The organism is Myxococcus qinghaiensis, assembly GCF_024198215.1.
GTDB lineage: Bacteria > Myxococcota > Myxococcia > Myxococcales > Myxococcaceae > Myxococcus > Myxococcus qinghaiensis.
Window position 1 is genome coordinate 181,914 of record NZ_JAKCFA010000005.1, and the last position, 23,267, is coordinate 205,180.

The 23,267-nt window shown below is 68.5% G+C and carries 22 protein-coding genes; 9 read left to right on the plus strand and 13 right to left on the minus strand.

Annotated elements, in window-relative coordinates; all coding sequences use genetic code 11:
* Position 1: 1 nt before the first annotated feature.
* Genes LZ199_RS10780 through LZ199_RS10800 form a run of 5 tightly spaced genes read right to left on the minus strand, consistent with a single transcriptional unit; the run spans position 2 to position 5,536 of the window.
* Positions 2 to 895 (minus strand): branched-chain amino acid ABC transporter permease, encoded by an 894-nt coding sequence (locus LZ199_RS10780; protein WP_253993565.1) that lies wholly within the window; start codon positions 893 to 895, stop codon positions 2 to 4.
* Positions 892 to 2,712, minus strand: coding sequence for an AMP-dependent synthetase/ligase (locus tag LZ199_RS10785; protein WP_253993566.1), 1,821 nt, complete (start codon positions 2,710 to 2,712; stop codon positions 892 to 894). Before LZ199_RS10785 ends, LZ199_RS10780 begins: the two co-directional genes overlap by 4 nt.
* The gene (locus tag LZ199_RS10790; protein WP_253993567.1) at positions 2,709 to 3,479 is read right to left on the minus strand and encodes an ABC transporter ATP-binding protein; all 771 of its coding nucleotides are present in this window, start codon (positions 3,477 to 3,479) and stop codon (positions 2,709 to 2,711) included. Before LZ199_RS10790 ends, LZ199_RS10785 begins: the two co-directional genes overlap by 4 nt.
* A 10-nt stretch (positions 3,480 to 3,489) precedes the next feature.
* Positions 3,490 to 4,296, minus strand: a complete 807-nt coding sequence (locus LZ199_RS10795) for an ABC transporter ATP-binding protein (protein ID WP_253993568.1) — start codon at positions 4,294 to 4,296, stop codon at positions 3,490 to 3,492.
* Positions 4,283 to 5,536: an ABC transporter substrate-binding protein gene (locus LZ199_RS10800; protein WP_253993569.1), complete on the minus strand. Its 1,254-nt coding sequence runs from the start codon at positions 5,534 to 5,536 to the stop codon at positions 4,283 to 4,285. Before LZ199_RS10800 ends, LZ199_RS10795 begins: the two co-directional genes overlap by 14 nt.
* 415 nt (positions 5,537 to 5,951) lie before the next feature.
* Here LZ199_RS10800 and LZ199_RS10805 point away from each other — a divergent pair, with 415 nt between their 5' ends.
* Positions 5,952 to 7,760, plus strand: a complete 1,809-nt coding sequence (locus tag LZ199_RS10805; protein ID WP_253993570.1) for a WD40 repeat domain-containing protein — start codon at positions 5,952 to 5,954, stop codon at positions 7,758 to 7,760.
* Here LZ199_RS10805 and rraA read toward each other — a convergent pair.
* Positions 7,712 to 8,197: a ribonuclease E activity regulator RraA gene (rraA, locus tag LZ199_RS10810; protein WP_253993571.1), complete on the minus strand. Its 486-nt coding sequence runs from the start codon at positions 8,195 to 8,197 to the stop codon at positions 7,712 to 7,714. The two genes, LZ199_RS10805 and rraA, sit on opposite strands and share 49 nt — an antisense overlap.
* A gap of 238 nt (positions 8,198 to 8,435) precedes the next feature.
* On the opposite strand from rraA, the gene hemL reads away from it, so the two are divergent.
* Complete coding sequence (gene hemL / locus LZ199_RS10815) at positions 8,436 to 9,731, plus strand: glutamate-1-semialdehyde 2,1-aminomutase (RefSeq protein WP_253993572.1); 1,296 nt, start codon at positions 8,436 to 8,438, stop codon at positions 9,729 to 9,731.
* A complete protein-coding gene (locus tag LZ199_RS10820) occupies positions 9,715 to 11,805 on the plus strand; it encodes a serine/threonine protein kinase (RefSeq protein ID WP_253993573.1) in 2,091 nt (696 codons plus the stop codon). Before hemL ends, LZ199_RS10820 begins: the two co-directional genes overlap by 17 nt.
* Before the next feature lies 1 nt (position 11,806).
* On the opposite strand, the gene LZ199_RS10825 is transcribed toward LZ199_RS10820, so the two are convergent.
* The 3 genes from LZ199_RS10825 to LZ199_RS10835 form a co-directional block, all read right to left on the minus strand.
* Positions 11,807 to 12,652: a hypothetical protein gene (locus LZ199_RS10825; protein ID WP_253993574.1), complete on the minus strand. Its 846-nt coding sequence runs from the start codon at positions 12,650 to 12,652 to the stop codon at positions 11,807 to 11,809.
* Between the two features lie 31 nt (positions 12,653 to 12,683).
* Positions 12,684 to 15,275: a GAF domain-containing protein gene (locus tag LZ199_RS10830; protein ID WP_253993575.1), complete on the minus strand. Its 2,592-nt coding sequence runs from the start codon at positions 15,273 to 15,275 to the stop codon at positions 12,684 to 12,686.
* 307 nt (positions 15,276 to 15,582) lie between these two features.
* Positions 15,583 to 16,101: a YbhB/YbcL family Raf kinase inhibitor-like protein gene (locus LZ199_RS10835; RefSeq protein ID WP_253993576.1), complete on the minus strand. Its 519-nt coding sequence runs from the start codon at positions 16,099 to 16,101 to the stop codon at positions 15,583 to 15,585.
* Positions 16,102 to 16,430: 329 nt separating this feature from the next.
* Between LZ199_RS10835 and LZ199_RS10840 the strand changes: the two genes are divergently transcribed.
* The 6 genes from LZ199_RS10840 (at position 16,431) to ychF (ending at position 20,346) form a co-directional block, all read left to right on the plus strand.
* Positions 16,431 to 16,697, plus strand: a complete 267-nt coding sequence (locus LZ199_RS10840; RefSeq protein ID WP_163863747.1) for an AtpZ/AtpI family protein — start codon at positions 16,431 to 16,433, stop codon at positions 16,695 to 16,697.
* Complete coding sequence (locus LZ199_RS10845) at positions 16,694 to 17,098, plus strand: hypothetical protein (protein ID WP_253993577.1); 405 nt, start codon at positions 16,694 to 16,696, stop codon at positions 17,096 to 17,098. Before LZ199_RS10840 ends, LZ199_RS10845 begins: the two co-directional genes overlap by 4 nt.
* Positions 17,098 to 18,144 carry a F0F1 ATP synthase subunit A gene (gene atpB, locus LZ199_RS10850; protein WP_253993578.1) on the plus strand — a complete coding sequence of 349 codons (1,047 nt, stop codon included), beginning with the start codon at positions 17,098 to 17,100 and terminating at the stop codon, positions 18,142 to 18,144. The genes LZ199_RS10845 and atpB overlap by 1 nt, the downstream gene beginning before the upstream one ends.
* Before the next feature lie 136 nt (positions 18,145 to 18,280).
* Entirely contained in the window at positions 18,281 to 18,514 is a 234-nt protein-coding gene (locus LZ199_RS10855; protein WP_163863744.1) for an ATP synthase F0 subunit C, read from the plus strand.
* Between the two features lie 125 nt (positions 18,515 to 18,639).
* Positions 18,640 to 19,191 (plus strand): F0F1 ATP synthase subunit B, encoded by a 552-nt coding sequence (gene atpF, locus LZ199_RS10860; protein ID WP_253993579.1) that lies wholly within the window; start codon positions 18,640 to 18,642, stop codon positions 19,189 to 19,191.
* Between the two features lie 45 nt (positions 19,192 to 19,236).
* On the plus strand, positions 19,237 to 20,346 hold the full coding sequence (ychF, locus tag LZ199_RS10865; RefSeq protein ID WP_253993580.1) for a redox-regulated ATPase YchF: 1,110 nt from the start codon (positions 19,237 to 19,239) through the stop codon (positions 20,344 to 20,346).
* Positions 20,347 to 20,462: 116 nt separating this feature from the next.
* On the opposite strand, the gene LZ199_RS10870 is transcribed toward ychF, so the two are convergent.
* From LZ199_RS10870 to LZ199_RS10885, 4 genes are all read right to left on the minus strand, one after another.
* Positions 20,463 to 20,828 (minus strand): hypothetical protein, encoded by a 366-nt coding sequence (locus LZ199_RS10870; protein WP_253993581.1) that lies wholly within the window; start codon positions 20,826 to 20,828, stop codon positions 20,463 to 20,465.
* A 449-nt stretch (positions 20,829 to 21,277) separates the two neighbouring features.
* A complete protein-coding gene (locus LZ199_RS10875) occupies positions 21,278 to 21,514 on the minus strand; it encodes a hypothetical protein (protein ID WP_253993582.1) in 237 nt (78 codons plus the stop codon).
* Between the two features lie 67 nt (positions 21,515 to 21,581).
* Positions 21,582 to 21,869: a hypothetical protein gene (locus LZ199_RS10880; protein ID WP_253993583.1), complete on the minus strand. Its 288-nt coding sequence runs from the start codon at positions 21,867 to 21,869 to the stop codon at positions 21,582 to 21,584.
* Positions 21,870 to 21,927: 58 nt separating this feature from the next.
* Entirely contained in the window at positions 21,928 to 23,214 is a 1,287-nt protein-coding gene (locus LZ199_RS10885) for a citrate/2-methylcitrate synthase (RefSeq protein WP_253993584.1), read from the minus strand.
* Positions 23,215 to 23,267 lie beyond the last annotated feature (53 nt).

Genomic DNA, 23,267 nt, shown 5'->3' on the forward strand with positions numbered 1-23,267 from the left:
CCTAGACGCGGCGCACCTCGTGCTCGCCCCAGAGTCCGCGCGGACGCAGGACCAGGAAGAGAATCATCGCGGCGTAGGGGAAGACGGCGTGGAAGTTGTGCCCGAAGGCGCCCAGGTGCGGATTCACGTACGCCTGGGACAGCACCTCCAAGAGCCCCAGCATGAACGCGGCGACCACCGCGCCCACCACCGACTCCAGACCTCCGACGATGATGGCCGGGAAGGCACGCAGCGCCACGTAGCCCAGGTTGGAGTCCACCGAGCGCGGGAACATCCCCAGGAAGATGCCGGCCACCGCGGCCGTCGCTCCCGCCAGGAACCACGTGAAGGCGAGCACCCGGCCCACGGGGATGCCCAGCACCAGGGCTACCTCCTGATTCTCACTGGCCGCGCGCATCGCCACGCCCATCGGGGTGCGCTGCACCAGCGCATGCATTCCAACGAGCACCAGGCTCGTCGCGCCCAGCGAGATGAGCGAGGACAGGAGCACGGTGGAGTCGCCCACCTGCACCTCGGCCATGGTGTCCCACGGCGTCGGCATGCCGCGCGTGTCGGTGCCAAAGGCGATGACGATGCCCGCGCGCAGGAGCAGGCCCAGGAACAGTGTCAGGATGATGGTGGTGAAGACGGACCGTCCCACCATGCGCCGCAGGACGGTGCGCTCCAGGAGCGCGGCCAGTCCTCCGGTGAGGCACGCGGAGGCGGCGAGCGCCAGCCACCAGGGCATCACCTCGACGAGCGCCGTCATCAGGAACGCGCCCAGGCTGAGCAGCTCGCCGTGCGCGAAGTTGAAGAGGCGGGAGGCTCGGTACACGACTGAGAAGCCCAGGGCGATGAGCGCGTAGCTCGCCCCGAGCGCCAGTCCCGAGATGCTGAGCTGGAGCAACTGCGTCATTCGCGTGTCCTCGCGTACATCTCTTCCACCAGCGCTGAATGCAGCTCGAGCACCGCCTTGCGGCGCACCTTGAGAGAGGCCGTCACCTCACCCGCGTCCTGCGTCATCTCGCGGGCGAGCAGCCGGACTGCGCGCACCTGCTCCACTCGCGCGAGGCCTTCGTTGGCGCGGGCGACCTCCTCGTCGATGAGCTTGCGCACCTCGGGCCGCAGCGTGAGGTCCGTGTACGAGGTGAAGGCAATCTTGCGGCGCAGCGCCCAGTCCGCCACCGTCTCCGGGTCCACCTGCACCAGCGCGGTGACGAAGGCTCGACGGTCGCCAATGGCCACCGCCTCCTTGATGTACGGACTGTTCTTCAGCGCGTTCTGGATGCGCTCGGGCGACAGGTTCTTTCCGCCGGAGGTGATGAGGATTTCGCGCTTGCGGCCGGTGATGCGCAGGTAGCCGTCCGCGTCGACCTCGCCCAAATCCCCGGTGTGTAGCCAGCCCTCCGTGTCACGGACCTCGGCGGTGGCCTCTGGCCTGTTGAGGTAGCCGAGGAACACGTTGGCCCCACGCACGAGCACCTCGCCGTCCTCCGCGAGCCGACACTCCACGCCCGGCACGGTGCGCCCGACGGTGCCCAGCTTCGTGGCGCCCGGGATGTTGAGGTGGCTGGTGCCCGCGCTCTCCGTCTGGCCGTAGCCTTCGTAGATGCGGACGCCGATGCTGTCGTACCAGGCGAGCAGCTCCGGAGAGATGGGCGCCGCGCCGGAAATGGGGAAGCGACAGCGCCGCAAGCCCAGGCGCTCCTGGAGCGGCCGGTAGACGAGCAGGTCTCCGACACGCCACGCGAGTGCATCCCACCAGCGGCGTTGCCCCGTGCGCTCCCGCTCGCGAATCTTCGAGCCCAGCCGGGTGAAGGTCTCGAAGAGGGTGCGCTTGAGCCACGAGGCGTCGCGCATCTTCACAGTCACAGCCGCGTGCATCTTCTCCCAGATGCGCGGCACGCCCAGGAACACGGTGGGGGAGACCTCGGCCACGTCGCTCTGCACCGTCTCCAGTGCTTCACCGAAGTGGACCTTCCCGCCAACGACGAGCGGCAAGAGCAGGCTGAACAGCTTCTCCGCGACGTGACACAGCGGCAGGTACGAGACGACGCTGTCGTCCTGGCCCAGCCCGAGCTGCGCGGTGAAGGTCGCCGAGCCCTCAAGCATGTTGCGGCTGGAGACGAGCGCGCCCTTCGGCGCCCCCGTGGTCCCCGACGTGTAGATGACCATGGCCGCCTCGTCGGGAGTGCGCCGCGCGAGCTGCTCGCGGAGCCAGCCTGGCTCGCGTTCCAGCAACGCGCGTCCCTCCTCGAGGAAGCGCTCCCACGTGCGCAGCCGGGAGTCCTCCACGCCGCGCAGTCCAAGCGGTTCGATGACGAGCACGTGCTCGACGGAGGGCGTCTCGGCGGCGACGGTCGCGACCTTGTCGTACTGCTCCTGGTCCTCGCAGAGCACGACGCGGCACTTGGCGTCGTTGAGGATGTACGCCACGTCCGCGGGCGGATTCGTCTGGTAGATGCCGACGGTGCGCGCCCCGAGCGCCTGGGTGCCCAGGTCCGCGAACAGCCACTCCGGCCGGTTGTCACTGAGGATGGCCACCGAGTCACCGGCGCGCACGCCCAGCTCCCACAGCATCCGCGCCGCCTGGCCGACGCGCTCCAGGTAGCCCTGGAACGACAGCTCGTTCCAGATGCCAAGGCGCTTCTCTCGGATGGCGACAGCGTGCGGATGCTGCTCCGCGCGCAGGAAGAGCTGGCCCGGCAGGCTCAGGGGAAGCGCCGCGTTCATGCCGCCACCGTCCCGCCCACGTAGGCGCTCAGCACGCGCGTGTCCTCACGCAGGGAGGAAGGCGGTCCATTCGCGATGACCCGGCCCCGGTCCAGCACCGTCACCTGCGTGGCCAGGTCCATCACGAAGCGCAGCTCGTGACCGATGAGTACCTGCGTCACCCCCAGCTCGTGACGGATGTCGAGCAGGTGGTTCGCCATGTCCTCCGTCTCCTCCTGGTTGAGTCCCGCCGTGGGCTCATCCAGCAGCAAGAGCTTCGGCTCCATGCACAGCGCGCGGCCCAACTCCACGCGCTTGCGGATGCCGTAGGGCAGCACCGATACGGGCATCCACCGGTAGTGCTCCAGGTTGAGGAAGTCGATGACCTCCTCGGCCTTCTCACGGTGGCGGACCTCCTCCGCGCGCGCGCCTCGCGTCCAGAACAGGTTCCTCAACAGCCCCGTCCGGTACTTCGGGTGACGACCGAGCAGCAGGTTCTCCAGCACGGTGAGGTGCTCGAAGAGGGCCAGGTTCTGGAACATCCGCGCCACGCCGCGCCGAGCAATCTCCGGCGGCTCCAGGCCCGCGAGTGCCTGGCCTTCCAGCGTCACGAGGCCCTCCATGTGGCGATGGATGCCGCTGATGCAGTTGAAGAGGCTGCTCTTGCCCGCGCCATTGGGGCCAATCACGGCGTGCAGCGCGCCGGCCTCGATGGCGAACGTGACGCCATCCAGGGCTCGCAGCCCGGAGAAGGAGAGGCCCACGTTGTCGAGCTCCAGCAGTGCCATTCCTCACCCTTCACGAAAGCCAGCGCCGCTTGCGCCGATACCGCTTCAGCTCGTGGTAGCCGCGCTGCCCCTCGCGCCCGAAGCCCAGGTAGAACTCCTGCACGTCGGGGTCCTCGCGCAGCTTGTCCGCGGGGCCGTCCAGCACCACCTTGCCCGTCTCCAGCACGTAGCCGTGGCTGGCCAGCGTCAGCGCGACGCGCGCGTTCTGCTCCACGAGCAACACGGCGACACCCTCGGCGCTGATGCGCTGAATCAGCTCCGACACCTCGCCCACCGCCTTGGGCGACAACCCCAGGAAGGGCTCATCCAGGAGCAGCACCTTGGGCCGTCGCATCAGCCCTCGGCAGATGGCCAGCAACTGCTGCTCTCCACCGGAGAGGTAGCCGGCCTTCTGTCGCCGCCTTTCGCGCAGCACGGGGAAGCGGGTGAAGGCGGACTCGACCAACTCCTTGCGTGCCTGGGCGCCCATGCCGAAGCCGCCCGCGAGGAGGTTCTCCTCCACCGACAGCTCGCCGAGGATGCGCCGCCCTTCGAGCACCTGCACCACGCCCGCGTGCACGCGCCCGTCGGCGGGCAGGGCCAGCAGGCTCTGTCCGGACAGCTCCACCTTGCCCTGGGTGATGGCGCCGTCGTGCATGTGGAGCAGGCCGCTGATGGCGCGCAGCGCGGTGGACTTCCCCGCGCCGTTGGGCCCGAGGAGGGCCACCACACCCTGGTGGGGGACCTCCAGGGTGATGCCCCGGAGGGCTCGCACCGCCGAGTGATAGACGACCTGGAGGTTCTGCACGCGCAGCAGGGCGGGACTACTTGCTGTCATCGGCGGCCTTCGCGGCGGAGGCCCCCAGCGCCTTCGGCGGCGCCAGGCCAGCGACGACACTCCAGCTCCCCTGGTCCAGCACGGGCTTGAGCACTCGCGCCGAGACGGCTGTCTCGTAGGGGAACCGGGACAGGTCCACCGGCTCCGCCGTCATGCCGCCCGCCGTGGTGCGGGTGATGCCCTTGAGCGCCTTGAGGTAGCCGGCCCGCGTGACGTCCTTGGCTTCGATGGCGGCCTTGAGCGCCTCGATTTGCACGCGGCCCTGGACGTAGGAAGACAGCGTGTAGAAGTCCTTCGGCGTGTTGGGGTACTTCTCCACCAGCGCGAGGAAGTCCTTCATGCCGGGCACGTCGTCGCCCCAGAAGGTGAGCCCCGTGGCCCAGTAGAAGTTGGCGAAGACGGCGGCGGGGATGACCTTCGCGTCGAAGAAACGGTCCACCCACGCGGGCGTCTGGCCTACCCACGTCGGCTGGTACTTGAGCTGCGCGGCCGTGCCCAGGATGGGCCCCGAGGCGCTGGGCAGCACCGTGAGCAACACGTAGTTGGCGCCGGACTGCTTGAGCGCGGTGATGATGGCGGCGAAGTCCTTCTGTCCCGGCGCGACGCTCTGCTGCGAGACGATGGTGACGCCGTGGTGCTTGGCGGCCTCGCTCCAGCCGTCCAGCCCGTCCTTCCCGTAGTCGTCACCCTGCGCGACGATGGCGGCCTTCACCTTGTCCGCGCCGCCCGCGTGCTCCACGGCCCAGTCCATGGCCCGCATCGCCTCCATCTTGTAGGAGGCGCCAATGGGCGGTGTGTACTGGTGCCGCGCCATCTCCGAGGACTGCGACGCGGGGAAGGCCACCAGGTTGTCCGCCGTCATCTTGTCGCGCAAGGGCAGCGTGTTGGGCGTGCCGAAGCTGGTGCCCAGGAACAGCACGCGGTCGTGGATGTCGCTGTACGCCTGCACCGCGTTCTGCGGGTTGTAGGCGTGGTCCCGTTCGACGAGCTCCACGCGCCAGCCGGGCGGCAGGAGTCCCGAGTCCCCCGCGTTCACCTGCTGCGCGAGCAGCCGCTTCCCCGCGGCGAACGGCTTGCCGATGGCGGCGCCAGGGCCGCTTTCGTCGTTGAGCGCGCCGATGTAGACGACCTTCTTCTCCAGGTCGACGCCCTTGTCTGTCTTGATGTCTGGTGCCGCCACGGGACGCGCCTGCGCGCCCTCCGACGGTGGTGTCGAAGCCTCTTCCTTCTTGCAAGCCATCAAACAGAAAGCTGTCGCCAGGAGTCCGACCACGAGTCGTTGCATCGCACTCTCCCCGTCAGAATCGTGGCGGCACAGTAGCCACACTCCCCTCGAAGAGGAAAGACAGTCACCCGTAATTCGATGGCTGTATTTCGCAGGGCGGAACGTCCTGGAAGGTTGTCTTGATTGTGTTTCGCACGGCGAAAATGTTTCGGGTGATGACACATTGCGCCAGGGACACGCTGCGCCACCGGAGGGCTGTCAGGTGAGTGAGGGTTGCGCGTCGCTGGGGGCGCCCCGCATGCCGCTACCCGAACGGAATTTTCCCCGACTCGACGCTTTCGGTGACCCTCTCCCGGAGCAGGCGCACAGTCGCTGCGGCACCGTGCGCTTCTGGCACGCACCGAGCCCTGAGGGTTTTCCACGAGGCGTGGTGGCGCACGCCTTCTCCGCGGACTCGCGCCGGCTCGTCACGTCGGGAGACTCGACGGCCCGGGTGTGGAACCTGGAGGACGGACGGGAGCTGCTCACGCTCCGGGGAGACTCGCGGAGGGTGAACGCCGTGCTCTACCTGCCGGACGAGCGCATCGTCACCGGAAGCGATGGGGGCACGGTGAGGTTGTGGGACGCGCGCAGTGGCGCGGAGCTGCGACGCTGGGAGGGACTGGGAACGGACGTCCGCAGTCTCGGGCGCTCGCCGGACGGGCGGATGTTGCTGGCCGGTACCCAGTGCCCGAGTGGCTTTGTCGTGTTCGACCTGGAGCGGGAAGAAGAAGTCCGGCGCGTCCAGCTCGAAGAGAGTCCTGGTTCAGCGGAGTGGCTGGTGTTCTCGCCGGATGGCGGCAGCCTGTTGGTGCTGGAGAGCAGCAACGAGCCCCTGCGGTTGTCTGTCTTCGATACGGCGAACTGGAGCCCGCGCTGGTCCGTCAGGGGAGATGCCGAGTGTTCGCCGCCGTGGGTGTGCTTCACTTCAGATGGCGCGTTCATCCGGTGCAAGCAGACGGGGCCCGGGTTGAGGTGCATCTTGCGCACGTATGATGCCCGTACGGGAGAGTGCGTGGGCGAGGTCGAACGGCGCTCGTCCAGCAGTGCAAGCCAGGTGCTTCCCGATGGTCGTCAGGTGCGAATCCTGAATCGACGGTTGCTCTTCACTCGAGGCGAGGCGCTGGATGAGTGGGTGGAGCTGCCGAGCTCATATGGTTGCGCTGGCTGGAGTTTCGCCATCTCCCCCAATGGTCGGTGGGCGTCGTTCGCGAAGCGGGAGTCCTGGGCCCTCCTGCTGGTGGACCTCCAGACCCGGCGCGAGGTGCCGGGGCCCGCGCATCGCCACGGCGTGGAGCAGCTCACCTTCTCCTCCGATGGGAGGTACCTCCTCACGGCGTCGTGGGATGGCACGGTCCGGATGTGGGACCGCGACTCGGGCCGGGAGGTGCGTCGTGAGTCGTTGCCGCTGGATTGGACCCATGTCCATGTGAGAGGCGGGCGCGTCTTCATGTTGCTGCCCCAGAACGGTGGCAAGCGACTGAGCGGTCTGCTCGGAGGGGCTGACGTGGAGCTGGAGGAGAGATGCTCCAATGATTCGTCGACGGTCTGGTCCGACGACATGGGGATGCTGGCGGAGAGTGAGAGCTGGTACGAGCATCGCTGGATACGCGTCGTCGACACACGGACCGGACGGCCTCTCTGGAGGAAGGACCTCGCACCCGAGGACCTCGCTCTGCGTGTGCTGTCCCGGTCGGGGCGGCTGGGCGTCATCTCACGCAGATGTCCGCCGCCCGCGGACAACACCGTCGAGCTGCGGCTGGTGGACCTGGAGAAGGATGAGTGGCTGTCCTCGGTTCATGTGTCGAAGGGGAATCGATTTCGTGCGCTCACTCCGGATGACAAGTGGGTCGTGCTCCAGAGGGAGTACGGGCACGTGCTCCTGGTGGAACTCGAGCACCCGTACCGTCAGGTCCGGCTGGAGGTCCCCGACCCCACGCTCGCCGTGACTTGTTCTCATGACGGACTGCTCGTGGCCACGGGTGACGTGGTGGGCCGAGTGAGGGTGTGGAGCCGCGAGGGGACGCTCCTGGCCACGCTCGAAGGCCACGCCCATTCGGTCAGCGCGCTGGCGTTCTCGGAGGATGGCGCCTTCCTGGCCTCCAGTGGCCAGGACGCCGTGGCCCTCATCTGGCCTCGGAGCGCGTGGACTCAGTCCAGCGTGGACTCCGAGGTGACGATGCCATCCGCATCCGCGTAGAGGCGGTGACCCGGCTTGAAGACGACGCCCGCGAAGCGCACCTCCGCGTCGCGCTGGCCTTCGTTGCGCTTGGAGCTCTTGAGCGGGTGCGTGCCCAGGGCCTTCACGCCAATGGCCGTGCGGCCCACTTCCTCCGAGTCGCGGATGCAGCCATTCACGATGATGCCCGCCCAGCCGTTCTGCTGCGCGAGCAGCGCCAGCTGGTCGCCCACGAGCGCGCAGCGACGGCTGCCACCGCCATCCACCACGAGGACGCGCCCCGAGCCCGGCTCCTCCAGGGCCTTGCGGACGAGCGAGTTGTCCTCCGGCGCGCGCACGGTGCTGATGAGGCCGGAGAAGCGGGTCCGCCCCCCGTAGTCGATGAAGCCGGGCTCGGCGACCTGGAAGTGGGCCGTGCCCGAGTAGGTGTCACACAGGTCCGCCGTCTTGAAGTCCATGGGTGTCTCCTTCGGTCCTCGGGCCCGCCGTCACATCGCTGTATCAGCGCGCCGTCCAGGTCCATGATGCCCCGGCCGCCCCGGATGTGCGTTCTGGTGTGATTTTCCAGGGATACGTTGCCGACGTCTCAACGCGACGTGTCCATAACCGGCACTCGACAGGACGGAGAAGCGGCGAGCATGGGGGCAGGCGAGAGGAGAGGCAGGAGACGTGGCGCCGCGTGCTATGGAAAGCGGCATGAATCACGCTCACAGTCAGGCCCTGTTCGCCCGCGCGCAGGCGCGCATCCCGGGTGGAGTGAACTCTCCGGTGCGCGCCTTCCGTGGCGTCGGCGGGGACCCTGTCTTCTTCCGTGAAGGCTCCGGAGCCTGGCTCACCGACGTGGATGGCAACCGCTACGTCGACCTGGTGGGGAGCTGGGGGCCGCTCATCCTCGGCCACGCCTACCCGCCCATCGTGGAGGCCATCATCGACGCGGCCCGGCGCGGCTCGTCCTTCGGTGCGCCGCACGCGGGCGAGGTGGAGTTCGCGGAGCTCATCTGCGGGACGATGCCGGCGGTGGAGATGGTGCGGCTCGTCTCCAGCGGCACGGAGGCCACGGTGGCCGCCATCCGCGTGGCGCGAGGCTTCACCGGTCGCGAGCACATCCTCAAGTTCGAGGGCTGCTTCCACGGTGCGGGAGACCCGTTCCTGGTGAAGGCGGGCAGCGGCGTGGAGACGCTGGGCCTGCCGGACTCGCCGGGCGTGCCCGCGGCGCTGGCGAAGCTCACGCTCACCGCGCCCTTCAACGACCTGGCGGCGGTGGAGCGCATCTTCGAGGAGAAGGGGCGGGACATCGCCTGCGCCATCATCGAGCCGGTGGTGGGCAACATGGGCGTGCTGGTGCCCAGGCCCGGCTACCTGGAAGGCCTCCAGGCGCTCTGCCAGAAGCACGGCGTGCTGCTGGTGCTGGACGAGGTGATGACGGGCTTCCGGCTGGCGCGCGGTGGAGCGCAGGAGCTGTACGGGCTGAAGCCGGACCTGACGACGATGGCCAAGGTGATTGGCGGCGGCATGCCGCTGGGCGCCTATGGTGGTCGCGCGGACATCATGCGGAAGGTGGCGCCCGCCGGGCCGGTGTACCAGTCCGGCACGCTGTCGGGGAACCCGGTGGCGGTGGCGGCGGGGCTGGCGTGTCTCAAGGCGCTGGCTGCGCCGGGCACGTACGAGCGGCTGGAGCAGGTGAGCCGCATGCTGGAGGAGGGCTTCATCGCGGAGGCGAAGGCCGCCAACGTGCCCGTCACGGTCAACCGCGTGGGCAGCATGCTGACGGTGTTCTTCACGGCCGAGCCGGTGTTCGACTACACGAGCGCGAAGACGTCGGACACGGGGCGCTTCGGACGCTTCTTCCACGCCATGTTGGACGCGGGCGTGTACCTGCCGCCGAGCCAGTACGAAGCGGCCTTCGTCTCGCTGGCCATGGGCGAGGCGGAGGTGGCGCACGTGCTCGGGGCGGCGAGAAAGGCCTTCCGCTCGCTTGGCCAGACCGGTTGAGCCGGCGCCCCTCGAGGGGCCCGTCCGCTTCGGTCCCTATACCCTGGTGCGCCGCATTGGCGCCGGGGGGATGGGGGAGGTCTTCCTCGCGCGAGAGGAGGCTCCGCGTCGCGCGTGTGTGGTGAAGAAGGTCCTCCCCCAGCTCATGGAGAGTCCGCAGTTCGTCGGGCGCTTCCGGGACGAAGCCCGGGTGGTGGTGCGGCTGACGCATCCGAACATCGCCCGCGTGTATGCGATGGGCGAGGTGGAGGGGCAGCTCTATCTCTCCATGGAGTACGTGCGCGGCAAGACGCTGAGCCGGCTCTCGTATCGGCTGCGACAGCTGGGGCGGATGATGCCCTTGGGAATCATCCTTCATCTGGGTGAGCGGCTGTGTGAGGGATTGGCCTATGCGCACGATGCCACGGATGAAGAAGGGCATGCGTTGCATCTGGTGCACCGGGACTTGTCCCCGGCGAATGTGTGTATCAGCTACGACGGTGAGGTGAAGATCATCGACTTCGGCGCGGCGCAGTCCACGCTGAAGGAGCAGCAGACGGCGCCTCGGGTGGTGATTGGGAATCTGACGTACATGTCGCCGGAGCAGGCGCGCAAGCGCTTCGTGGACCGGCGCGCGGACGTGTATGCGGTGGGCGTGTTGCTGTGGGAGCTGTGTGCGTGGAAGCCGCTGTCGCAGCGGGGCGACCCGGTGGAGCGCTGGCGGCGCGCGGCGTATCCGACGTGGGAGAACGCGGGGAAGCATCGGCCGGGGCTGCCGTCGAGCGTGGATGCGTTCTTGATGCGGGCGCTGACGGCGGAGCCGGCGAATCGCTTCCCGGACGCGGCGGCGATGGGCGCGGAGCTGGCGAGGCTGAAGGCGAAGCTCTCGCCGGGCGTGGGAGATGCGGAGCTGGCGCGGTTGCTCGCCATCGTCTTCCCGCGCGAGAAGAAGGCGGAGGAGACGCTGCTCGAGGAGCTGCTGCGCGAGGAAGCCAGGCGCACGCACACCGAGCCGGAGCTCGTCGCCACGCTCACGCCGCCCACGGCGCTCGCGTTCGAGCACAACGCCATCTACACGCCGGATGACTTCGTCCTGTCAGAGCGCGCCCAGGTCGGCCCGAGACCCGCGACGGATGATGAGCCGACGCGCGCGGGCGGTGGAAGCGACCCAGGTGATGATGAGCCGACGCGCGCGGGCGGTGGACGTCGCTCGGGGGACGATGAGCCGACGCATGTGGCGGGCGCGCGAGGTCCTGGCGAGGATGAGCCGACGCATGTGGCGGGCGCGCGAGGCCCTGGTGAGGATGAGCCGACGCATGTGGCGGGCGAGCGAGGCCCTGGTGAGGATGAGCCGACGCATGTAGCTGGCGCGCGAGGCCCAGGTGATGATGAGCCAACGCAAGTCGCTGGTGGGCGCCGCCCTGGTGACGATGAGCCGACGCGCGCGGGTGGTGGGCTCAGCCCTGGTGAGGATGAGCCGACGCGCGCGGGCGGTTGGGGAAGCTCCGACGAGGACGAGCCCACCGCGGTGGGCGCACCTCCGCGCGTGGACCTCCCGCGTGCCGGTTTCGACGACCCGTCGGCGACGGTGCCCCTCGGCGCGGAAGACATCGCCTCGAAGACAGCGCAGTACGGAGCCTATTTCACGGAGTCGGGCACCCGTGGCGGCACCGCGACGCGCGCTCCGAAAGCCACGCCCCCCGTCGAAGCGACCGAGGCGCTGGACGCTGCGAAGGTCCTCGTGGCTATCGAGCAGGCTGCCTCCACGCGAGCCAGCGGCACCCGCGAGCCCCTGCCAGGCGCCGAGGACACGGTGACGCCCGCCATGGCGAGTCGCACGCCCCGGCGAGTGCCCCGTGAGACGCAGGTGGGCTTCGGTATCGATATCTCGCAGACAGTGGCGACGGAGGCCATCGAGGCCCGTCGGCGTGAGCTGGTGCGAGCCATCACCGGTGAAGGCGAGGCCTCCATCGTGGAGCCTGAGATCTCCTCGGGCGGATGGCTCCAGGGCCCTCGCGTCTGGCTCGCCGTCGCGCTGTTCACGGGAGCGTCCCTGCTGGGGCTCCTCGTGGCCTGGTTCACGGTGTGGCGCTGACTCAGTCGACGACGAGCAGGTAGCTGAAGCCCAGGCTCACCGTGGCGGTGCTGATCCAATTGCTGGTGAAGCCGTCTCCGAACTCGTCATCATTGTCGTCCGACACCCCGCGCGCCCCGCCGCCCAGGTAGCGCAGGTTGAGGAACGCCTCCACCTGCTTGGTGATTCGCAGCCCGCCGCGCACGGACGCATCCAGCAGCGCACCCGTGGTGTCGGAGTTGTCATCCCCGTTGATGATGGCCGTGGGCGCATAGCTCCCATCCGCCTCCAATCCCAACCACCAGCGCTCACCCAGTCCCCACTTCCCGCGCACCTTGAGCAGCGGCACGGGCCCCACGTCGCGAGTGGCCCGACGCAAGGTCCCATCCGCCGAGGTGAAGACGAAGTTCGCGTCGCGAAGCTGCAATGACACACCCACGGACAGCTCATGCTTCTCGGCGCCGAGCAGGTCATACAAATAGCTGGCCCGGTAGAACGGGAAGCCGTAGCGCACGTCCAGCGGCGTGCCGGACGGGAAGGTGAGCGCGTCGATGCGCACGTCGCGCCGCAGGACCACCTGGGTGTCGATCTGCAGCGGCTGGAAGAGGAAGCCCACCGTGTGGCGTCCTCCCAGCGTCAGCTCCGCCGACACCCGGTAGAAGGTGTAGAGGTTGTCCTGTCCCCCGTCCTCCGTGTACCGGAAGAGCGTGCCGTCCTGTCCCTGCCGCAGGCTGTGGGACAGCACGTCGAGGAACCCCAGCTCACCCGTCAGACGCAGGGACGTGCGCGGCTCGCGCTCCCACCACGCGTGAGCGGGGAGACTCCCAAGACAGAGCAGCATGACGAGGATGCGGGTGCAGCGCGACATCAAGGGTTCTCCTGTCGAGGGCGTGGACGGCTCATGGAACGGCCAGCAGCGGAGGGCGCGCGGAGCCCGGCGAATTCAGGGGCAGGTAGAGGCGGAAGCACGTGCCGGTGCCCGGCTGGGAGTCGAGGGTGAGGTGTCCTTGATGGGATTCGATGATGCGCTTCACCACGGCGAGCCCCAGGCCGGTGCCCTTGGCCTTGGTGGTGAAGAAGGGCTCGAAGATGCGGGCGCGCACCTCGGCGGTGATGCCGGGGCCGGTGTCGCTGAACTCCACCATGACCTCGGGCGCACCCGCGGCGCGGCGCACCGCGGCCCGCAGCCGTCCTCCCTGCGGCATGGCCTGCATCGCGTTGATGGCCAGGTTGAGGAACGCCTGCCGCATCATCCGCTCGTCCACCGTCACGGGCGGGACGTCCTCCTCCAAATCCAGCTCCACGCGGACCGCGCCAGCTGACTCCGCGAGCGCCCCGCGCACCGCGTCCTCCACCAAAGGCGCCAGCGGCACCGGATGGGGGTGGGGCGCGGGAGGTCTCGCGAAGGTGAGAAGGTCCGCGACGATGCGGTTGAGGCGGTCCGCCTCCTCCGCGACGATGTCCACCAGCGGCTCGGCGGGACTGCCCGGGCCGATGATTCTGCGGATGGAGGCCACCGAGTTGAAGATGGCGCCCAGGGGGTTTCGCACCTCGTGGGCCACCACGGCGGACAGCTCACCCAGGGCCGCCAGCCGCTCGCGCCGCACGAGCTGCTCCTGCGTCCGCGCCAGCTCCACGTAGCTGTCCTTCAAGTCCTCCACCAACCGCGCGCCCTCCAGCGCCAGCGCGAGCTGGTTGGCGATGGCGCTCGCGCGCTCCACTTCCGCCGGGGAGAAGCGTCGGGGGCGTCGAGTCTCGGAGGCCACCATGACGCCGACGGGCCTGTCCCTCACCACCAACGGCAGCACGAGGAACGCCTGCGCGGAGGCGCTCTCTCGCAGCTCCTGGTCCACCCGGACGTCGGTGATGGCGTCCTCCACCATCACCAGGTCGCGCGTCAGGAAGGCCAGCCCGGTGGCGGACGCATCCGGCGCGCCCGCGGGCAGGCAGCGCCCGAGCAGCTCCGGGTGGTTGCCGCTCACCGCGCGCACCTCCAGCCACTCGCCGGTGGAGTTCGGCATGAGGACATACGCATCCGGCGTGTCGATGATGCGCGCCAGGCTGGTGACACCCGTGGCCAGCAGCTTGTCCAGCTCCAGCGTGGTGGCCAGGGCCCGGGCCACCTCGTGCAAGAGCGCCATGTCCTCGGCGCGTCCGCGCAGCTCCTGCAACAGCCGATGTGTCTCGATGGCCGCCGCGAAGTGGGTGCCCATCGCCTGCAAGGTCTCCAGCTCCAGGGGAGTCAGGTTCCGGGACTCGCGGAAGAAGATGCTGAGCGTGCCCACGCCGCGCGAGCGCACGCGCAGGGGGATGATGACCAGCGTCTGGAAGCCGCGCTGACGCAAGTCCTCGCGCAGCCCGCCCGGGCAGTCGTCCACCTCCACCACCAGCGGCGCGCCCTCTTGCTGGGCCTGGGTACATAGACCGCCCGACAGCCACAGCCGCGCGAAGCGGTCCGTGTCCGCGTCCTCCAGGTCCATCCCGCGTGCGTAGGCCAGCTCCATCTGGTTCTCTTGAGGGAGCAAGATGCTCACGGCGTCACAGGCCACGAGTCCGACGATTTCCTCCGTGCCCGGCCCGAAGAAGGCGCGCGGGTGGGGCGCGGACGCAGCCTCCGAGGCCAGCCGGTTGAGTGCCGCCAGCGCCGTGTTCTGCGCGGACAGCCGGGAGATGGTGAGCGCCGCGTCGAGTGCCGCGGACACCTGCGCGCCGAACAGTCGCACCGGCGCCATCTCCTCCTCGCGCAGCCACTCCCCGGCCAGCGCCAGCATCGCGCGGGGGCGGCCCTCCACGTCGATGCGCACGGCGATGGTGTGCGCCGTCCCGGCCCGGGTCAGCGTGCTCCGAGCCTCGTCCGCCAGGGCGCCGTCGAGGAACCAGGCCACCTCCATCGACAAGTCATTCGAGTAGGCCGAGCCCTCCTTCCACGCCCGGGACAGCAGCGACGGCCAGCGGCCCACCACGTCCCGCACCCACCGTCCGCTCATCATCCGCGCGTCCGCGGGCACCAGTGCCACCGGGACGAAGGTCTGCCCCAGCCGCACGCCCTCGCCCTCCGGAGACAGCCACGCGAAGGCCAGCCCCAGCTCCTCGAGCCCGGAGAACACCCGCCGCAGCACCTCGCCCTCGGTGCGAAGGGCGGGCAGCCCCGCGCCCATCTCCGCCAGCCGCTGGAGCACGCTGCGCCGCAGGCCCCGGGACGTGACGTCGCGCACCAGCGCGACCCAGTCGGGCCCGCTGGGAATGATGGTCATCTCCACCTGTCGTTCTCCCGTCGCGGTGAGGAGCGCCGCCTCGTAGGTGCTGGACACCGACTCGCCGCGCAGTCGGCGCGACTGCTGGTCCATCACTTCCGTCACGCTCGACTCCGTCAGGAGGAGCGTCGCGGGTCGACCCACGATGGACTCGCGCGGGTGCCCCACCAGGAGGCCCAGCGCATCATTCACATACACGAAGCGGCGCTCGCGGATGACGCAAACGCCTACGGACATTTCGTCGAAGGAGCCATAAGGGGCTCCGCCTCGGATGGGTGGCGTCACGGCATCCGTGACTCTTTCACCGCATGCAAGGGTGGAGAAGTGGGTGCCCCGGCGCTTCGATGACCAGACCACAGACGCGGCCAACGACTCGCGGGTTCCCCTTACATCAGGGCACGCCCATGTCAGGGTTGACGTGCGTCACACAAGATGCGGGCGATGACAGGAAATGATGCGGGCGGGCCCGGAACCCGGGCTCCGCCCACCTGTCAGGCCATGCGCTCGTCGGCAGGCCTGGCGAGCATTCGAGACTCGAGCCGTCTCAGGCCGACGGGCCCGGGACCTGCTCGGAGCCCCGGTGGTGGACCTTCTCGTACAGGCCGATGAGGTCCGCCTGGCCCAGGATGTGGCCCTCCATGGCCTTCAACAAATCCATCCGGGTGGGCCGGTTCAGGTTCGGCAGCACCACGTCCAGCGCGTACAGCCGGAAGAAGTACCGGTGCCGGCCGACAGGCGGCATGGGCCCCCCGTACGCCTGGTGGCCGAAGTCGTTGAGCCCCACCCGCGTCCCGGGGGGCAGCCCGTCCATCCGGGCCCCCTCCGGCAGCCCCTGGGCGCCCGGGGGGATGTTGTAGAGGACCTGGTGGCAGAAGATGCGCTGCGGGCGCTTGGGGTCCGGGGCGTCCGGGTCCTCGACGATGAGCGCCAGGCTCTTCGTCCCGGCGGGCGGGTTCTCCCAGTGCAGGGGTGGGGCGGTGTCCTCGCCCTCGCCGGTGAAGGCGATGGGGATGAGGTCCCCGTCCTTGAAGCGGGGGGACGTCAGCACGAGGGGCTTGGGCATGGGGTCCTCCGAGAATCGGGATAGGAGCAAGCTGGCGACGCGCACGCCCCGACGCGGATGAGCGACATCCCGGCCGCTGAACCGCCGGGCACCCCGGGGACGGAGCGGGCGGGCCCTCGGTGCCCCTCTGAAAAAGGGCGGCTGCCGCTCTGGAGGTGATAGCTGCGCTACCGGGTGCCCCAACCCCCGCTGGCGGCGCCCCGTGCCGGGACACTGTAGCGGTTGCACGTGTCGCTCATTCGGTGTTAAGCGGCGCCCGCGTGTGAAGGGGTTGGATCTGGGTGGCATGGGAAATCCGAGGGTTTCCCAGGGTTTGGGGAGGCGTCCGAATGGTGGAGCAAGAACCCCCAAAGAAGGTCGCTTCGGACGGCAGCGAGCTGGGGTCGATGGCTCGCCACATGAGGGCGGCCGAGCCCTACGTCTCGGCGGTGTGGAAGCTGGTGGGTGGGGCGGTGGTGGGCGTGCTGGGCGGCTACTGGCTGGACAAGAAGCTGGGAACGGCGCCGTGGCTGCTCCTGGGGTTGAGCCTGCTGGGTATCTGCGTGGGCTTCTACGGATTCCTCCGGGAGATGGCCCGACTGGGGAAGCGGAAGTGACGGGGCAGGGCGAGGAGAAGGACCCCTTCGGCTCCCATGCGGGGCTGGCGGCCGGGGTGGCGGTGGTGGGCGTGGCGGTGGCCGGGCTGTTGCCGACGGTGGTGGAAGACCGGGTGGCGGCGCTGTGGGGCGTGGGTCTGGCGGTGGTGACGGGCGTGGTGGCGCTGTTGTTGAAGCGGCGGGCGGTGAAACAAGACCTGAAGGCGGCCATGAAGGTGGTGGCGGTGGTCTTCGGCCTGCGGGCGGTGGCGGTGCTGGTGGGGCTGTTGGGGATGATTTCGCGAGGTCTGCAGCCGGTGCCGTTCATCGCCGGCTTCTTTGGCGTCTACTTCGCGCTGCAATGGATTGAAGTCAGCTACGTGATGGCCGCGTCCAAAAGCGCGGCGGGCGGAGACGAGTGATGCGCAAGGCAATGGTGCTGTTCACCTGTCTGTTCGTAGCCACGGCGTGGGCTTCGGCGTCCGGGGGCCACGGCGAGGGTAACGAGCCGAGTGTGCCGGACTACATCCTCCACCACGTCGCGGACACCAACGACTTCGAGCTGGAGGTTCCGCTCAGCCAGCCCATCCACCTGGGCGCGATTCCGCCCATCCGCATCGGCAACTGCGCGCCGGTGATGACGGACCACGGGCTGGTGGCGCCCTCCGGCTGGTCGGGCCTGATGGGGGGCTGCCTGGACCTCTCCATCACCAAGCACACGGTGATGATGTGGCTGGCGGCGCTGCTGCTGCTCGCGACCATCTTCATCTGGAGCAGCCGCGACAAGACGAAGCTGGTGCCGCGCGGCACGGGCGCCAACCTCATCGAGATGCTGGTGCTCTTCGTTCGTGACGAGATGGCCATCAAGAACATCGGCAAGGAGGACGGCCCGCGCTACGTGCCGTATCTGCTGACCGCGTTCTTCTTCATCCTCTTCATGAACCTGCTGGGCCTGGTCCCCTGGATGGCCACGGCCACCGGCAACCTGGCGGTCACGTGCGGCCTGGCGCTGTGCACCTTCTTCGTGACGCAGGCGGCGGGCATCCGCGCGGCGGGCCTGGGCGGCTACCTGAAGCACCTGACGGGCGGCGTGCACTGGTCGCTGTGGATCATCATGGTCCCGGTGGAAATCCTGGGCCTCATCTCCAAGCCCTTCGCCCTCACGATGCGTCTGTTCGCCAACATGCTGGCGGGCCACATCGTCCTCTTCTTCCTCATCGGCCTCATCTTCATCCTCGGCCATCCGGCGGTGGCGGCGGTGAGCGTGCCCTTCGCGTTCGCCATCTACCTGCTGGAGCTGTTCGTGGCCTTCGTGCAGGCGTACGTCTTCACCCTGCTGTCGGCGCTGTTCATCGGCATGGCGGTGGCCACGGGCCATCACCACGACGACCACGGCCACGCGGATGACCACGGCCACGGCCACTCGGAGCTGGGCCCCAGCCACGACCACGGCAAGGCGCACGCCTGAGACAAGTTAGCGGGGCGGCGGCAGTAGACGCCCCGCGTAGAAGACCTGGCGGTTCGAAAGGCCGTCAGAGGTAGTCCTGAAGGGAATCACGACCCCCCCACAAGTGGGTCCTTCGCTAGAAAAGAGAAGCACCGCCATGACCAACCTCGCTCTTGCCTTCCTCGCCGCCGGCCTCGGCGCCGGCCTCTCCATCATCGGCGCCGCCCTCGGCATCGGTAAGCTCGCCGCCGCCGCCATGGACGCCACGGGCCGTCAGCCCGCCGCCGGTGGCGACATCCGCACCACGATGATCATCGCCGCGGCCCTCATCGAAGGCGCCACGCTGTTCGCGCTGGTTGTCTGCATCCTGCTGGCGACCAAGACCGCCTAGTTTCAACGCAGGTGCCTGGGAAGCGCCGGTGCTCGCGGGTCACATCGCGGGCGCCGGTGCCTCTTCCTCAGGCTGTTTCACCCTGAAGCCCTCGCCGTCTCATCCCTCACGCCGGACACGCCACCATGTTCCTGCCCAACGTCCTCGCCGCCAGCAGCCTCGTGAGCGTCCAGCCGGGCCTCATCTTCTGGACCCTCGTCACCTTCGTCATCGTGTTCTTCGTCCTGAAGGCGAAGGCGTGGGGACCCATCCTCCAGCTGGTCGAGGAGCGTGAGAAGCAGATTTCGGCCGCCATCGAGAGCGCCAAGCGTGAGCGCGCCGAGGCGGAGAAGCTGCTGGCCGACCAGAAGACGGCCATCTCCGAGGCCCGCCGTCAGGCCGCCGAGGAGACGCGCCGCAACCAGCAGGAGATGGAGAAGTTCCGCGAGGAGCTGATGGCGAAGAGCCGCAAGGAGGCGGAGGAGCTGAAGCTGAGCGCGCGTCGTGAAATCGACGAGCAGAAGACGAAGGCCATCGCCGAGGTCCGCGCCATGGCGGTGGACCTGGCCATGGAAGTGGCCGGCAAGCTCATGAGCGAGCGCATGGACGACAGCAAGCACCGCGCGCTGGCCGAGCAGTTCGTGAAGGGCCTTCCGCTGAGCGGCTCCGGCAACGCCGGCGTCCGCCGGTCGGCCTAGTTCGGGGAAGCGCGCCCCCCGGCGCGCGTGTTCCAGGGAATCACCATGGCGCTATCCATCGGAATCGTCGGGCTGCCCAACGTGGGCAAGTCCACCCTGTTCAACGCGCTGTCGGCCGCGGGCGCGCAGGCGGCCAACTACCCCTTCTGCACCATCGAGCCCAACGTGGGCGTGGTGCCCGTGCCGGATGAGCGGCTGGACAAGCTCTCCGAGCTCATCAAGCCGCTGAAGAAGGTCCCCACGTCGCTGGAGTTCGTGGACATCGCCGGCCTGGTGCGCGGCGCCTCCAAGGGCGAAGGCCTGGGCAACCAGTTCCTGGGCAACATCCGCCAGGTGGACGCGGTGCTGCACGTGCTGCGCTGCTTCGAGGACGACAACGTCACCCACGTCGAGGGCGGGGTGAATCCGGTGAGGGACCGGGACGTGGTCGACACGGAGCTGTGCCTCAAGGACCTGGAGACGGTGGAGAAGCGCCGCGAGCGCTCCTTGAAGAACACGAAGATGGGCGGCAAGGCCGGTGACGAGGCCAAGGCCGAGGTCGCGCTGCTGGACCGCGTGAAGGCCGGGCTGGATTCCGCGATCACCGTGCGGGCGCAGAAGCTGACCGAGGACGAGAAGGCCGTCATCCACGACCTGTTCCTCCTGACGGACAAGCCGGTGTTGTACGTGGCGAACATCGGCGAGGGCGAGATTGGGAAGGAAGACGCGAACAAGCACGTCGCGGCGGTGAAGGAGATGGCCGCGAAGGAGGGCTTCGACGTGGTGGTGCTCGCGGCGGCGCTGGAGTCGGAAATCCAGCAGCTCCCCGAGACGGAGCGTCCGGGCTTCCTGGAGAGCGCGGGGCTGACGGAGCCGGGTCTGCACAAGGTGGTGCGGGCGGGCTACACGCTGCTGGGCCTGTGGACGTACTTCACAGTGGGCGAGCAGGAGTGCCGCGCCTGGACGATTCACAAGGGCTACAAGGCGCCGCAGGCGGCGGGCGTCATCCACACGGACTTCGAGCGCGGCTTCATCAAGGCCGAGGTGATGCGCTGGGAGGATCTGGTGAAGCTGGGCAGTGAGTCCGCGGTGAAGGAGAAGGGGCTCTTGCGGATGGAAGGCAAGGAGTACGTCGTGCAGGACGGTGACTGCATGCACTTCCGCTTCAACGTGTGACGGGCTGACGCGGCCCTTATGGGGCTGCGAGCTGTGGATGTACCGCGCGGGCGCGTTCTGGAGGGCCTTGGGGCCTTCTGGGAGCGCCCGCGAGGCGTTTCTGGGGGTGGGCGCGGCTAGAAGCTGATGCGGGGGCCGCGCAGGGCGGTGGCGACCCAGAGGCCGACGCCGACGAGGGCGAGCAGGGTGGTGAAGAGGGCGGCGCGGCGGATGCGGTCGCTGCCTTCAGGCTGCTGGCGGGCGTAGAGCCACATGCCGCCCACGCGGAGGAGGACGAAGAGGGCCAGGAGGATGGGGCCGACCACGAGCCAGCCGGAGGGGCGTGCGAGCACGACACCCCAGGAGGCGAGGAAGGCGACGTTGCCCAAGAGGGAGGCGATGGCGAATCGAGGATAGGCGCGTCGTGGGTCCACGGGCGCAGTGTCCACCGTGCGGCGCGTGCGGCCAACCTGCGAGTGCTCGGGGTGGCGGGAAAACAACATCGTTATTCGTGAGACTGGCCGTGTTGCTGTTCAGGGGTCAGGGCTGTTTGTCAGGCTGACACGACTCTTGGATGCGAACGATCAGGTCGTCGGAGCTGGGCTGCCCATCGCGACCGAGCGACCATACAGTGAGACATCCCGCGTCGTTGGTGAGCATGAGCTCCCTGCGCCAGTCATCGAGGGGAACCCCTGGCGTCAGGATGCATGCGTCACCCGTGCATCCAGGTGGGGACAGGTCTTTCAGCGATTGAGGCCATGCTCCTGTTGCTCTTTTGTAGTCAACGACCACCGTTGCTACGTTTTGAAGATGCCGCATGGGTTTGGTGTTGTTGAAGTACGACCATTCAGACCAGACTTGCAGGACGCAGCCCGCCAAGACAGCGACCCCGATTCCCACTCTTACGAGAATGGCCTTCCTGCTCAATCGCATGGACAACTCAAGTCTCTTCCTACTCAGCGGGCACCACATGGGTGGGGTCAACCATGATGATGTGACGGTGCCCGCCGAAGCGCGGGACCGCTACTTGCGAGACGTTCAGGACGAGCACGCCGTCGGATTCGATTTCCTCCACGGGGAACGTCCCGCCAAGGCAAACTCGGAAGACCTCTCTGGATTCTTCGGGCAACTGTGCCAACCCGTCAGGGAGAGACATCACCCGGACCAGTTGGCCCACTCGAAAGCTCACGGACCTGCCTCCTTCACGGCCTGTTCCCAGGGCAAGCACCGCAGATGCTGAGGCTGTCGAACTCGGCTCATGGATTGATGACCTCCCTGGCGTATTCTGTGTTGAAATTCGCATTCAAATACCAGATGCGTTCAGTCCGACCGCTCGCGGTGCGCTCATCGCGCAGGATGAATCCGTCGACACCGACGATGCAATACCGAACGCGCAGTGTGCCCTCTTCTCTAAATGGGCCGCAGGCATAGAATCCACGGGGGACGCCTGTGTCGGTTCGGGACATGAATATCCAGTAGGGCCACGAGCGGACCACGCAGGCCGCGAGGATGATGAGGGCCACCACGATGTGCAGGGGCCTCATCCCACGCTCTCCGATTCAAACATCCGGGTCTGCTCAGCAGCACGAGTAGGGAGGGAAGTCATTGCCGAGGCGGCTGCACGTAGCGTGCCCTGGGGCGCAGGAGGTGGCCCTGCTCCCTTTGCTCCAGGATGTGTGCGACCCAGCCCGCCGCGCGCCCCACTGCGAAGATTGTCGCCGCTGCTCCCGGGGGCAGGCCCAGCGCTTCCGCCAGCATCACCAGTCCCAGGTCCACCGACGGCGCCGGGTGTCCCGCTTCTGTCATCGCCTCCTGGACCGCCCTTGCCACTTTGACCCTCGGCGCCTCGGGCCGTACCTCCCTTGCTGCCTCCAGGATGGGCGGGGACCTCGGGTCTCCGTCGGGATAGAGCTGGTGTCCGAAGCCGGGCACGGACTCGCCACGGCGCAGCCGCTCGCGCACCACGGCCGCCGCTCGCTCTGGCTTTCCCACCTCCGTCAACAGCGCCTCCACCCTGTCACATGCCCCTCCATGCCTCGGCCCTGACAGTGCCCCCAGTGCCGCGCACAGGCATGCGTACAGGTCTGCTCCCGAGGACGCTGTCACCCGCGCCGTGAAGGTCGACACGTTCAGCTCATGGTCCGCGCACAACACCAGCGCGCGATTGAGCAGCTCCGGGGCTCGCTTCACCTTGGAGTCCCATGCCAGCGCCAGCGACTCCGCCACGGTCTGCACTCGCAGTGCCCGCGCCACCCGTCCTGGCGCGTGCGCCACGCACACCCACGCCGCCAGCTGACGCAGCAGCCGCTTCGCCCTGGCCTTCTCCTGCTCAGGCGGCGCGGCGAAGCGCACTGCGTCCCTGGCCGCCAGCAGTGGCAGCAGGGCTGACAACGCCGCCACGGGTGGCGTGTCTCTCGGCAGCATCCTCGCCAGCTCCGACGGCGGAAACGGTGGCTCCTCGCTCTCCCACCGTGGGTCCTGCTCCGGAAGTCTCCCCGTCCACAGCAGCTCCGCCACCGCTTCGAGACTCCGCCCCTCCATCGCCAGCGCCACCGCCGAGTGTCCCCGGTACGCCAGCCCCTCCGCGCCCACCTGCGACACGGACGAGTCGATGACGGGCTCACCCCAGCGCAGCGCCCCCGAGGCCACCGCCGCGTGCCCCGCACGTGCGTCGTGCCGCGTCTTCAGTCGCTCCAAATCCGAGCGCACATAGCGGTTCTCCTTCGTCCCCGGCTCGGGCACGCAGCGCACGAGCCCACGGCTCACGTACGTGTACAGCGTCGCCCGCTTCACCCCCAGGAGCGCCGCCGCCTCCACCGCGGTGACGAGCTGCTCCTCGGGTCGATGGTCGAATCGAGATTGAGAGCGTCCACCCTTGCGTCTACTCATATCTCCGCAACCTCCTGAACACGCATTGTCGACTCGACTCGATTCCCTTGTCG